This is a genomic window from Pedobacter sp. GR22-10, from assembly GCF_026239715.1.
Classification (GTDB): Bacteria; Bacteroidota; Bacteroidia; order Sphingobacteriales; family Sphingobacteriaceae; genus Pedobacter.
The window spans coordinates 1,205,872-1,219,187 of record NZ_JAPIVR010000002.1 but is presented as its reverse complement, the minus strand read 5'-3'; the positions used below and the strand labels follow the sequence as shown (position 1 = coordinate 1,219,187).

Below are 13,316 nucleotides of genomic sequence, written 5' to 3'. Positions count from 1 at the left end.
GCAAGGAACAATGAGCAAAGAATAAGGAGCAAAGACCGAGGAGCAAAGGCTAAAGAGCAAAGGCTGAATTGTTGTTTGAATATTGCTGAGACATGATCCAGGATGTTTTTAAGGCTACTAATCCATAACGATAGAAAAACAAAGAGATTAGAATCCATCTATAATGGTTCCCGCAGATTTCAGGGATTTCGCAGATTTAGGATGATGAAACGTTGTGTCGTTGAAATTCAGGATCTTTTAAGGGTACTAACCCATAACGATAGAAAAACAAGGAGATTAGGAATCCATCTATAATTGTTTCCCGCAGATTTCAGGGATTTCGCGGATTTAAGGTGATGAAAGATCGTGTTGTTGAAATCCGGGATGTTTTTAAGGGTACTAATCCATAACGATAGAAGAACAGGAGATTAGAACCTATCTATAATGGTTCCCGCAGATTTCAGAGAATTTCGCAGATTTAGGGTGATGAAACGTTGTGTAGTCGCATTTGGAGTCTGAAGAAGAGCCAGTTTAAAGTTATTCTCAATCAATGTTTTCCGAAGCCCTTGTCTGGTTCTCCTGAATGGGATTCAGGATCTGAGAAGAGTGGATTTAAACGCCTCAGCAGAAGCAGGCTTTCAAAAAAGGCACCAGGCCTGTCTTTAATAAACCTGATGGCAACGAAAATCCTTTTTGTTAACCATAACGTTCTATTTTTAGAAATATCTCAACAAAAAGATTGTCGTGTACAGCAGGACTGAAATAGCCAATTGTTGCTGACTTTCTTTTGCAAATGATTCACTTTCTTCCTGTTAAAAAATGTAAAATCTTTAAGTGCCCATTTAATAAATCCGTATTATTGTACCATTACGTACTTCATCATATGACTAATTTCAGCCAAAGAAAATTACTTACTCTTATTGTTTTCATCCTTGTTCAAATGGGTGCTTCTGCACAGAATAAAAATGTAAAGCTTCCTGCGAATTGGTTTAATCTGGATCTGACGGAGAGTGGTTATTTTGGAATTAGTACAGAGAAAGCTTATCGTGATCTTTTAAAGGATAAAAAACCAAAAGAAAATATCATTGTAGCTGTTATTGACGGCGGGGTCGATATTAATCACCCTGATTTAAAACCGGTTTTATGGGTTAATCAAAAAGAGATTCCTGGAAATGGTATTGACGATGATGGTAATGGTTATATCGATGATATTCATGGATGGAATTTTATTGGTTCAAAGAAAGGTAATCTGGAATTTGATAATCTGGAATTGGTCCGGCTTCTTAGAATCTATACACCAAAGTATCAGTCTACCACCAATCTGACACCATTAGATAGTAATCAAAAGGAAGAATTCAGGCTTTATAAAAAAATGGTGGGTGATTTCGGAAAGAAATATGAAGATGCCAGTAATACGTTTTCTGTACTTGTTGCCATTAATAAGGTTTTGGATTCTGTGGCCACCATAAATCATAAGCAAATTCCAACTTATGAAGATATAGAAAAATATAAGGCTGATGATGAGACAGAAGAGCAGGTTAAAACCATTATCAGGAAAGGTTCAAGAGAAGATGGTGGCTTTGATAAGTTTTATAAGAATATTAAAGATGGTTATAAGCAATATGATGCTATGCTGAAATACAATCTGAATCCTAAATATGATAAAAGGGCAGAACTGGTAGGGGATGATTATGCTAATAGTCAGGATAGAAACTATGGAAATGCAGATGTAAAAGGGCCGGATGCCATGCATGGAACGCATGTAAGTGGGATTATTGGTGCTGATCGTAATAATAATTCAGGTATTTTGGGCGTGGCCAATCATGTGCGTATAATGGCCATCAGGGTTGTACCAACAGGCGATGAACGGGATAAAGATGTAGCTAATGGAATCAGATATGCTGTAGATAACGGCGCCAGGGTGATTAACATGAGCTTCGGAAAGGCATATAAATGGGATAAAAAGGTTGTTGATGAAGCAGTAAAATATGCTGAATCTAATGGTGTACTGCTGGTTCATGCTGCTGGCAATGATCATCAGAATAATGATGTTGAAGAAAATTTTCCAAATAAATATTATGATGGTGCTGAAGCAGAGGCATACAAGTCGGCACACCGCAAACCATTGAAACCAGATTTTATACCACAAAAACCTGTCGGACAACATACCATGGGCATGAGGCCTCCAATGGGTATTGCTGTTCCAAAACAGGTACCACTTGATTCTGCGAAATTTAGTTTACCCAGTGCTACCAATTGGATTGAGGTTGGCGCAAGTGCATATAAAGACGATGAAACATTGAAAGCTGATTTCTCAAATTATGGGAAATATAATGTTGATGTTTTTGCGCCTGGCTTTTTAATAAACTCTACTATTCCTGATGGTAAATATGAAGAGCTTGATGGTACCAGTATGGCTTCGCCGGTGGTATCGGGTTTGGCTGCTTTGATTTTGAGTTATTACCCTCAACTTAAGCCTGCTCAGGTCAGGGAGATCATTATTAAATCTGTTTCGAAAGTAAACCGCAAGGTCAAATATAAAAACGAAAAAGGTGAGAATACCAGGGCGCTATTTAGTGAAATTTGTGTTAGTGGTGGTATAGTAAATGCATACAATGCCTTAAAACTAGCGGCAACTTATTAATATCAGCTGGCTTTAGTTCTTGTATTGATAAATTCCTGAAAGGTAGCAAACGGATATTTTTTTGCTTTCATCCAGGCGATCAGACGATCCATTCTTCTGATCATTTTTTGTCCTGTGTTTTTTCTCACGTAAGCAGGAAAGCCAAACCTCTCCACATCATTAAGATCAGTAAATTCCCATGGATGAAAATAAATATTTAAGTATCGATCTTTTTGATAAGTCCAGCGAGCCAGGAACTTGTAGACACCAAGTGGCAAATTGTGAAAGGAAAGCCAGAATAGCGGAAACCTGATAATTGGACTTACAGAAGCTGGAATTTGCAGTACATTTTGCTTGGTAAAAAAGGTTCTGGAGATGTTGAAATTATTATAGCGGCCAGGTAAGTAAGTGGGATTAATTGAAGTATTATAGGTATAACCAGCCTTTTCTATTTCTTTTTCATCAACAGGCATCATGCGGGCCATGCGATAACCAGTAATTTCTTTTCCGGAGAGTTCTTGTAGTCGCAGTTTAGACTGAAGCAAGTGTTCCGGTTTAAAATCTGAGTGAAAATAGCCATGTGAAGCCAATTCATGTCCGCTTTTGGTTATGCGCTCAATTAGATCAGGTACATTTTCGGCGAAAGTAACCGTGCAAAAAAACGTCGCTTGAACGTGGTGTTTATCCAATAAATCCAAAATGGCGATCGTACCTGCTCTTGAAATGGAAATCTGATCTGCAAACGAAATATCCTTGCCATATTCAAAAGGCATATCAAATTCTTCAATATCAAAACTTAATAATACCATTATTGCTGAGGGATATTGGTTGAACGGATAATATAATTTGGACGGTTTTTAGTCTGCATAAACATTTTACCTACATAGATACCGATGATTCCTAAAATAATTAATTGCAAACCACCGAAAAATACAATGGTCATAATCATGGATGCCCAACCGGAAACTTCAACATGATTAACGAATGCATAAATTACATAGGGAATGTATAAAACGGAAGCTAATGATAAGATAAAGCCCAAGTAAACAGCCGAATATAGTGGCTTTATGCTAAATGCGGTAACGCCATGCAGGGCCAATCGAATCATTTTCTTTAGGGTATATTTACTTGATCCGGAAAAACGTGCTGCCGGTTGATACTTTATGGCATGTTGCTTAAAGCCTAACCACTTTACCAAACCACGAAGGAAGGGTTCATTTTCGTGAAAATTCCGGAAAACATTTACCACTTTCTGATCCAGTAAGCGGAAATCTGCGGCACCAGGTTCAAGATCAATATCTGATAACCAATTCAGTATTTTATAAAAAAGATTGGATGAGCTTCGCTTTCCTTTAGAAAGACTTTTATCTTCTGCCCTGATGGTATAAACCACTTCAAAACCAGCTTCCCATTTTTTAAGCATTTCAGGAATTAGCTCTGGCGGGTGCTGCATGTCACAATCCATTGAAATCACACAGTCGCCGAAGGCATGATCCATACCGGCTTTCACTGCAAGCTGATGGCCGAAATTTCTACTAAATTCCAGGAAGAAAATGTTCTCTGCAGTGGATGAGTACTCCTTGATTTTTTCAAGGGTATGATCTGCACTTCCATCATCTACCAGGATAATTTCATAATTATAATTGATGGTGGAGAAAACGTTCTTGATACTTTCAGAGATCACAAAAATATTATCAGCTTCATTGTAAGCTGGTATGACTATAGAAACTAATTTCTTCATTTATCAGCAATCAAATATGATTTAAAATCTTCTTTCATCATTTGGTAAATAATCGTAAACCAAATGATCATGCAAGGTAGGGCTTTGAGTGAATATAGGCGAATAAATTCTTTTGCAGCTCTTGGAAACAGGTCTGTTGGAGATAAGCTGGTTAAGCAAAACGCAAACACAAACAAGCCTATTGCCCATTTACTTTTTGGCGATGTTTGAACGATAAACCAGATGGCCACACCTGCAAAGGCAATAATATAAGTGGGCGATTCAGATCCACTGCTAAAGATCACCGTGAATATTAACGTAGATGCCAAAAGCATTAAGCGGAAAGCAAGGTGTTTATATTGGCTGATTCTTAAATAGGGCAAAGCGAAAAGGATTAACCCGCCAAGTAAAAAAGGCATATTTGGAAGATTGACGTCTCCACTTATTCTTCTTGCCATGCCCATTACAGAAATATCCTGAAAAGAAGTAAGGGAAGCATTTGAAGCATTTTTATGAACAAGGGAATGATACCAATCTACGTAAGATTGTATCACGAAGTCAGGTGAGGAAATGGCCATTGGCAACAGGAAGAGTAAAAATACAGCTAGCACACCTGCCAAAATGAACTTTACTTTATGCCGGGTAAAGAAGAAAAATGCCAAACCTACAATGCCATATAGCTTTACAAATGTGCCTAAAGCGATAAAAATGGCAGATTTAATTTCTTGTTTTTTTATTAAGTAAGAAAAGCTAAGCAATATCAATCCGGTTAAAGCAATGTTGAACTGAAAGCTGAATAGGGCTGTAAGTGTTTCATGTGCACAAATCCAGGCAATAACTGTTCTTTTATTGAGTGAAAGCGGCAGACTATAAATACCCCAGAGTAGTACCAAAACATTAGCAATGTTCCACAAAATCATGCCCAGGCCATCAGGCAGCCAGGCAAAAGGAGCAATCAGTAAAGAGAAAATGATTCCATAATGGTTGCTGTCGCCATATTCTGCATAATTGTTATATAAATTCTGCAAATCAAGTGTATGCAGATAAACATATTTGAAAATAAGGTAATTGTTGAACGAATGGTGAAGGTATTGTTTTGTACCGGCAACAATAGCCAATATAACATATATGCCAATAACACATTGTTTTTTTTGTAAAAAGGCAAAAATTTTAGAAAAGACCGAGTTTGTTACTGTGCTCATATGATTGGTTGGGCAAATATAATGAATTTAATGATCCACAACAGGGCTATGATTGTACATCATCCATTCCCCAGCCAGCTGTTATCTTTTAATTAAATATAATATTCATTATGGGGCTGATTAAAAGAAAAGTTATACGCTTCATCACTTTAAAATGATTGATTACCGAATTTTCAAATAGTCTGATTGCCGGGTATGATCGAATGATAATTCTAAGTTCTACTGATTCTGAATGAAATTATTAATTTCGGAAACTTCCATTCACCATAATTAAGCTGATACTTTACCAATCTTGTCTAAATTGTCAGATTGGTTTTCCTTTGTTTCTTTAAAGAGTATTTTTGATTGACTATACTGAGCATAGTTTTAATGTTAACCATCATGAATAAAACACTTAAAATAACAAGAAGGAGCAAAAGGCCATTATTACCCGCCATAATCTTTATGATCGTGCTTTTTGTAAGCACGGGGATTGTAAATGCACAATCACCGTGGATCAGTTTAGGTAAAAAACCTTCCACATTAGGTTTAGAGAAAGGTTATCTCTCTTTTGATGCCGGCGCATTTAATTTAAAACTGGTTAAATCAGCTCAGACAGTTGCTGGATTGCAACCCAAAAACGTTAAAGATTTTGATTTTGTGCCGGGTGATAGTTTGAAAGTCAGAAGTTCAGACGGACTTTACCACCTGGGTGATCTTAACCTGAAGATTAAAACAGAAAATAGTAAAGCGTGGACCAGCTACAGCACCGCGGGCAAAAGGATGCCGGTAAAAGCATTGGCTGCGAATGGTAAGGTGCTGGCATCAGCAGATCTTGCCGCTACTCTGCCTGCAGATATTCCTTTACAAATCATCCGAAGCTGGGAAATGAATGATGGTAAACTGATCTTAAAATTTGAATTAAGAAACAAATCTGCTCAAAATATAGAAATTGGTGCTTTGGGTATACCCATGATTTTTGATAATATTCTGGAAGGCCGGACACTGGAGCAAGCCCATGCTAAAAATGTTTTTTATGATCCCTATATTGGAAATGATGCAGGTTATTTACAGGTAACCCGGTTAAGTGGTCATGCGCCATCTTTATTAGTTTTGCCTTTTGGCAAAACACCATTTGAAGCCTATAACCCTTTAAATGATGACCGTACACCCAGAGGAATTGCCTTTGAAGGTTTCTATGAGTGGATGATTTATAGCAAGGCCTATGCGGAGAATGAATGGAAAAATGCTGATCAATGGAATGTGCCAACATCAACCAGCTTAAAGCCCAATGAAACCAGAACGTATGGACTCCAGTTTGTCCTGTCCGGTACGGCAAGAGATACGGAACAAAAACTGATCGAAAATAAGCGACCAGTGGCAGTTTCCTTTCCGGGTTATGTAATTCCCCGAGATGTAGATGCTAAATTGTTCCTTAAATATGGCAGTAAAATTAAAACAATCAAAGCCTTTCCGGAAAATTCGATGGTAATTAAGGCTATAGGCACAACCAAAAATGGCTGGAAAAGTTATGCTGTTAATGGCAGGACATGGGGTAGAGCCAGATTAACCATTTTATATGAAGATGGCTTGGAGCAGACGGTGAATTATAAAATTATTGAGCCCGAAGCCAATGTTATTGCCAGTTATGGAAATTTCTTAACGACAAAACAATGGTTTGAACAACCTAATGATCAATTTAAACGTTCGCCATCGGTGATTACTTATGACAATGAAGAACAGCAACAGGTGATACAGGATAATCGCGCATGGATTGCCGGCCTGAGTGATGAAGGAGGAGCTGGCTCCTGGCTTGGTGCCATTATGAAACAGTTGGTTCATCCGGAGAAGGCTGAAATTGATAAGTTGCAAAAATTTGTAGATACCGTAATGTTTGGAAATATTCAGCTTAAAAACGGTCCGCAAAAATATGGCGTAAAAAAGAGTTTGTTTTTTTATGAGCCGGACTCGATGCCTAAAAATACCTATTCCAGCAGCATAAATTTTAAAACCTGGTCTGCCTGGCCTAAAAAAGAAGCTGATAATCTGGGCCGTTCCTATAATTATCCACATGTTGCAGCTGCACACTGGATGATGTATCGCTTAGCCCGAAATTATAAAGGCCTGGTAAATCCATCCACCTGGAAAGAACACCTTATTGATGCTGCCGAAACAGGAATGGCCATGGTAAACATTGCGCCTTATTATGCGCAATTCGGGCAAATGGAAGGAACCATTTTTTATCTTATCCTAACTGATCTGAAAAATGAAGGTTTGATGGAAGAAGCGGCTAAGCTGGAACTGGAAATGAAAAAACGTGCCGATCATTGGAAATCACTGGAATACCCCTTTGGTAGCGAAATGCCCTGGGATTCTACCGGGCAGGAAGAAGTTTATGTGTGGTCGAATTATTTTGGCTATAATGATAAAGCAAAAGTAACGCTTGATGCTATTTTAGCATATATGCCAGTAATCCCACATTGGGCATATAATGGAAATGCCCGCCGTTACTGGGATTTTTTATACGGAGGTAAATTGCAGCGCATCGAAAGGATGATTCACCACTATGGTTCTGCATTAAATGCCATTCCGTTATTGATGGATTACCGCAAAAATCCTGCTGATTTTTATTTGTTGCGTGCCGGCTATGGTGGCTTAATGGGTTCCATCTCTAATATCACTAAAGATGGATTTGCACCTGCAGCTTTTCATGCTTATCCATCTACGTTAAAGAATGATGGCATTACAGGAGATTATGGCTCTGGCTTTTTTGGTTATGCCGTAAATACCTCAACGTATGTGCTGGAACATCCTGAATTTGGCTGGCTGGCTTTTGGCGGGAACTTGAAGAAGATCAAGAATAAGATTGATATTAAACTAACTACTGCCGCAAAATCATCGGTTTACTTAGCCCCAATTGGATTGTGGATTTCACTTGATGCCGGTAAAATAGCATCCCTGCAATATAATAGCTCAACTGGTGAAGTAAAGCTGAACTTAGAAAAGGCAGATGCATATACACCAACTGCCATCATCCGAATTGCCCAGCCTGCAAAAATATCGGGTGTAGGTACTTATGAGATAAAGTCTGTAAACACAAAGGAACGTGGAGCAAGTTTTATTAATCTTTCTCCAACGGGAACCACAGCAGTGTTGATTCAAAAATAAATTCACCAGCTCATTATTTCAGAAGGCTGTACCTTCATTAATAACTCAGATTTGTCAGGTTGAGCTTGTCGAAACACCGTTAAGAACATTTTTTAACAAGTCTTTCGACAGGCTCCTTGACATTTTGAATTTATGATACAGCCACTGCTTTTTTTCCAAGCTTTTGAAAGTTGGGTTCTGAAATCTTCAAATAAAAAGCTGATATCAGAAATGTAATCAGTTTGCTGCCATGTTGATTATTTTTCTTTAATCACTCTGATACTGTAAACAGGACCCGCACTATTCCTGGCTTTCGGAGATAGTTTAACCGTTACCTTTTTTTTGCCTTTACTTAATTCTGGAGGGATTTTATAGGAAATTTCATAAAAGCGACTCTCTTTATACCGGTTTAAATCTTCTGATGCAATATTTACGTTATCAACCAAAATATCGAAGTTTCTTCCCCGGTTATCCATGCCCCAATAAGATGCAATAATGGTATTCTGTGCATTAGGATCTACCTTAACCTCAAATTGAATAAAACCCTCTTCACCAGCCATACGCCACTTGCTGCCATGTTCTTCTCCCATTGACTCTTTAGCTGCCGTGAAATTGTGGTCGCGTTCTGGTTGCATCTCGCCAAATCTGAAAACATCAAGCGTTTTATCTTCCAGTTCTTTTTGCTTCCGTTTCTGTTCATCGTAAATTTTCTGCTGTACCGCCCATTTTTCAGGGGTAAATACATCCCAGTAAACACTATAAAACTGGTTTTTTGTTTGATAGAAGGGGATCATGGTTACCTCCTGCGGTTGGGCAATGTTTTTAGTCTGGAATTTAAGTTCAGCCTGATTTACCACACTTAACCAATCTTTAGGGTCTTTATTGGCACTTACAAATACCGGAACACCTTTAATTGGATCTGGTTCTGTCGTTCCTAAAACTCCGGCAAGTAATACTGGTCCGAAAAATACAGCCCGGCGGTCTGCATTATCAGGCATGGCCTCCGTATATAATTTCTCGGGTGTAACATAGCTGATTTGATCATCATTTTTCCATTTTCGGGTAATCACATAATAACCTGTTTGATCAGGCATAATTTTTTGAATTTCACCATTCACGGCTATAGTGGCTTCAGTTGACCATTTAGGCTTTCTTACCCGGATAGCGAATGTAGATGCTTTGGTTAACTTGAGCTTGAGCGTGGTATGGTCTCCCTGTGGTAAAGCCGTTTGCTGCGTTAAGGTTAGTCCTTTTTCTTTCCAGTTTAAAACTGATGGAATAAAAAGGTTTACATATAAACTGCCATCATCGCCTCTGGAATAAATGCTTTCATTGTATTTTACATGATTTTCCATACCCGTGCCTACGCAACAGGTAAAGGTATTAAACTGATCGCTGTATTCTTTTTTACCGCCCATGCGTAATGGCACAAAATAGCACATCATTCCATCATCATGGTTTTGCGAGGCCAGAATGTGATTATACAAGGCTTTTTCATAATAATCAAATAATTCTGCTGACGGATTTTCCGCAAAGAGGTGGCCTGTTAATTTCAGCATGTTATACGTGTTACAGGTTTCGGTGGTATTTTCGGTTAGCTTATCATTTAATTTATTGGGTTCGCTTAAATACTCGTAGTTACTGTTGCCTCCGGTAGCATAAGAGTGGTGGTAAACAATCGTTTTCCAGAAAAAATCTGCAATGGCCTTGTCATTTTGATCGCCTGTAATTTCATGTCTTCTGGCACTGGCAATAATTTTAGGAATTTGCGTATTGGAATGTTTTCCGGGTAAGATATCCTGTTCTTTAGCCAGAGGATCAAGGATGCGTTTATCATAAAATTTGTAAGATAAGTCCAGGTATTTTTTTTCGCCGGTTATGGCATACAGGTTAACCAATGTTTCGGCCATTCCGCCGTATTCACAAAAAAGCATCTTTTGCAAAAGCTCATCATTTAGTTTGCTTACGATATGTTGAGTCCAATCTGCCAGGGCTACTGAAGCGCTGAGGGCCTTTTTATTGCCTGTGTAAAAGTAGGCATCCAAAAGTCCGGACAGAATTTTATGCACGGTATACCATGGAGACCAGCCGCCATTTAAATCAAAGCCACCGGTTTTCACATTTCCCTTTGCCAGTTCACCCCAGATTTTATCTTCATTTCCAAAAGCACCCAGATAACCGTTTTTTCTAGCTTTCTGACAAGCCACCAGTTCATCAACAATATAATTTACTTTGGTTAAAACCGCCGGATCTTTAGTGGTGGCATATTGCATGGATATGGCCGATAAATAATGGCCTAATGAGTGGCCGGCCAAACCATCACTTTCCCAGCCGCCATAAATTTTGCCCTTAGGCTCAAGTCCTGCATTTTTTCTGAAACCCGATAACAGGCGATCCGGATCAATGACGGCGAGATAGGATTCATCTGCCAGCATAGCGGTTTTAAATGTGCTTTCCAGCAAGCTTACCTGCGAAAGATCAAAAGCATAGGCTTTAATTGGCGTGCTGTTTTTAACTTTTATCCGGCTATCGTTAAAGTGTGGAAAGTAATTTTGAGCTTGAGTATCTACAGCGCCTGACAGGGCCAATATCAGCAAGCCTTTAATCATAATCTTATTCATGATGGTAAGGGTTTATCTAATCAATAAAATTAAACAAAAGGTATAGCTTGTAAACCCCTATAATTTGCCATTATTAAGCATATTTTAACCCTGTTTTAAATATATGATTAAATTAAGGTGATTATGATACCATAGCAATTGCCATTAATTGTCTGATTCATCCCGTATTTTATCCGGTTTGTACTAAAAATTCCTGATTAACAAACACTTTGGCCATCTTCGTACAGCGTCAATATCAACCGCATTATCTGTTTAGTTTTTTACGATGAAAAATTTAATCCGCATTTTTTTGCTTTTTGCCGGTTTATATGCACCAGCAGTTTTTGCTCAGGTAAAATCGCCATCCTACACTTTAGCTGATACGCTTAGGGGAAGCCTGAATGCTGAAAGAACCTGGTGGGATGTACAACGGTATGAGCTTGCTTTTAAACCTGATTATGGGCACAAAAGCATATCTGGTGCCAATGAAATCATTTATAAGGTAGTTCAACCGAATGATGGAAAAACCCGCATGCAAATTGACCTTCAGGAACCACTGGTGATTGATAGCATTTGGTATAATGAACATGCAAAACTTAAATTTGAGCACGTAGGAAGTGTTTGGTATGCCCATGTTCCCGGTCAGAAATTAAAAACAGTTAACCGTGTAAAAATCTTCTATCATGGAAATGTACATCAGGCAAAACGTGCGCCCTGGGATGGAGGATTCATTTTCACAACTGATTCTCTATCCAGGCCATGGATGACTGTTGCCTGCCAGGGTTTGGGCGCATCAGTCTGGTATCCTAATAAAGACCATCAAAGTGATGAACCAGATTTAGGCGCTTCCTTAACAATGACCATTCCTGATACCCTTGTAGGTATTGGCAATGGCAGATTGGTTTTTAAAAAAGATAATCACGATGGTACAGTAACCTATAAATATAATGTAGTTAATCCCATTAGTAATTATTGCATTATTCCATACATTGGTAAATATGTAAATTTTAAGGAACAGTATGCAGGTGAAAAAGGAAAGCTAGACCTGAATTACTGGGTGTTGGATTATAACCTTGGCAAAGCCAGCACCTACATGCCCGATCAGGTTCATAAAATGATGAAAAGCTTTGAACATTGGCTTGGCCCATATCCTTTTTATGAAGATGGCTATCAGCTCATCGATGCCTCTCATACCGGGATGGAACACCAGTCAGCAGTTTCTTACGGCAATAAATATAAGTTTGGTTATTTAGGCCGGGATATGTCTGGCAATGGCTGGGGGTTAAAATGGGATTTTATCATCATCCACGAAAGTGGTCATGAATGGTTCGGCAATAACATCACCACCAAAGATCTTGCGGATATGTGGGTACATGAAGGTTTTACCAATTATAGCGAAACCCTGTTTGTGGATTATAATTTCGGAACTGACGCAGGTAATGCGTATAATTTTGGCATCAGAAAAGGGATCCGAAATGATCGGCCGATTATTCCACCTTATGGCGTAAATGCTCAGGGTAGCGGAGACATGTATCCGAAAGGAGGCAATATGCTGCATTCCATCAGGCACAGTTTGGATAATGATGAACTTTTCAGGTCCATTTTGCGGGGACTAAATAAAGTTTTTTATCACCAAACGGTAACAAGCGCTCAGGTAGAAGCTTATGTTTCCAAACAAGCCGGTTATTCTTATTCAAAAGTCTTTGATCAGTATTTACGAACTACCCAGGTACCTGTATTTGAATATTACATTAAAAATGATGAAGTGTTTTACCGGTATACTAACTGTGTTGACGGGTTTAATTTGCCGTTAATCCTTAAAAAAGAGGGTGTTAAAACGTTAAAACTTATTCCGACACCAACCTGGGCACATTGCAAACTATTGCAAGGGCAAGAATCTTTACTGGAAAAAGCAGCGATTGAATTCATGTATTACCTGCAGGTTAAAATGAACAGTTAGATTTTAACCTAAATGGTCTATTTATAGTTGGTATCGGTTAAAATACAACAATTCCACCCTGAAGCTATGGCGTAACTTTGAATATAAGATGAGAATTACAATATAA

Annotated in this window: 7 protein-coding genes; 3 read left to right on the top strand and 4 right to left on the bottom strand. The window is 38.5% G+C overall.

Features of this window, described 5'->3' with window-relative positions:
• Nucleotides 1-862: 862 nt before the first annotated feature.
• Nucleotides 863-2,623, top strand: a complete 1,761-nt coding sequence (locus OQX64_RS12660) for a S8 family peptidase (protein WP_265819035.1) — start codon at nt 863-865, stop codon at nt 2,621-2,623.
• A gap of 2 nt (nt 2,624-2,625) precedes the next feature.
• Here the strand turns inward: OQX64_RS12660 and OQX64_RS12655 are convergent, their stop codons facing one another.
• From OQX64_RS12655 to OQX64_RS12645, 3 genes are read right to left on the bottom strand one after another with little or no spacing between them, the layout of a single operon-like run.
• Nucleotides 2,626-3,411: a polysaccharide deacetylase family protein gene (locus OQX64_RS12655; RefSeq protein WP_265819034.1), complete on the bottom strand. Its 786-nt coding sequence runs from the start codon at nt 3,409-3,411 to the stop codon at nt 2,626-2,628.
• A complete protein-coding gene (locus OQX64_RS12650) occupies nt 3,411-4,343 on the bottom strand; it encodes a glycosyltransferase family 2 protein (RefSeq protein ID WP_088303170.1) in 933 nt (310 codons plus the stop codon). The genes OQX64_RS12655 and OQX64_RS12650 overlap by 1 nt, the downstream gene beginning before the upstream one ends.
• The gene (locus OQX64_RS12645; protein ID WP_265819033.1) at nt 4,340-5,524 is read right to left on the bottom strand and encodes a glycosyltransferase family 87 protein; all 1,185 of its coding nucleotides are present in this window, start codon (nt 5,522-5,524) and stop codon (nt 4,340-4,342) included. The genes OQX64_RS12650 and OQX64_RS12645 overlap by 4 nt, the downstream gene beginning before the upstream one ends.
• A gap of 381 nt (nt 5,525-5,905) precedes the next feature.
• Between OQX64_RS12645 and OQX64_RS12640 the strand changes: the two genes are divergently transcribed.
• Nucleotides 5,906-8,671 (top strand): DUF5695 domain-containing protein, encoded by a 2,766-nt coding sequence (locus OQX64_RS12640; protein ID WP_265819032.1) that lies wholly within the window; start codon nt 5,906-5,908, stop codon nt 8,669-8,671.
• 236 nt (nt 8,672-8,907) lie between these two features.
• Here OQX64_RS12640 and OQX64_RS12635 read toward each other — a convergent pair whose 3' ends face one another.
• Nucleotides 8,908-11,271 carry a glycoside hydrolase family 127 protein gene (locus tag OQX64_RS12635; RefSeq protein WP_265819031.1) on the bottom strand — a complete coding sequence of 788 codons (2,364 nt, stop codon included), beginning with the start codon at nt 11,269-11,271 and terminating at the stop codon, nt 8,908-8,910.
• A gap of 265 nt (nt 11,272-11,536) precedes the next feature.
• Here OQX64_RS12635 and OQX64_RS12630 point away from each other — a divergent pair, with 265 nt between their 5' ends.
• The gene (locus OQX64_RS12630; protein ID WP_265819030.1) at nt 11,537-13,210 is read left to right on the top strand and encodes a M1 family metallopeptidase; all 1,674 of its coding nucleotides are present in this window, start codon (nt 11,537-11,539) and stop codon (nt 13,208-13,210) included.
• The last annotated feature ends 106 nt before the right edge of the window (nt 13,211-13,316 follow it).

What these genes read in the sequence shown, in the direction of transcription:
- OQX64_RS12660 (WP_265819035.1), top strand. Translation starts at nt 863, where the DNA reads ATGACTAATTTCAGCCAAAGAAAATTACTTACTCTTATTGTTTTCATC.
- OQX64_RS12655 (WP_265819034.1), bottom strand. Translation starts at nt 3,411, where the DNA reads ATGGTATTATTAAGTTTTGATATTGAAGAATTTGATATGCCTTTTGAA.
- OQX64_RS12650 (WP_088303170.1), bottom strand. Translation starts at nt 4,343, where the DNA reads ATGAAGAAATTAGTTTCTATAGTCATACCAGCTTACAATGAAGCTGAT.
- OQX64_RS12645 (WP_265819033.1), bottom strand. Translation starts at nt 5,524, where the DNA reads ATGAGCACAGTAACAAACTCGGTCTTTTCTAAAATTTTTGCCTTTTTA.
- OQX64_RS12640 (WP_265819032.1), top strand. Translation starts at nt 5,906, where the DNA reads ATGAATAAAACACTTAAAATAACAAGAAGGAGCAAAAGGCCATTATTA.
- OQX64_RS12635 (WP_265819031.1), bottom strand. Translation starts at nt 11,271, where the DNA reads ATGAATAAGATTATGATTAAAGGCTTGCTGATATTGGCCCTGTCAGGC.
- OQX64_RS12630 (WP_265819030.1), top strand. Translation starts at nt 11,537, where the DNA reads ATGAAAAATTTAATCCGCATTTTTTTGCTTTTTGCCGGTTTATATGCA.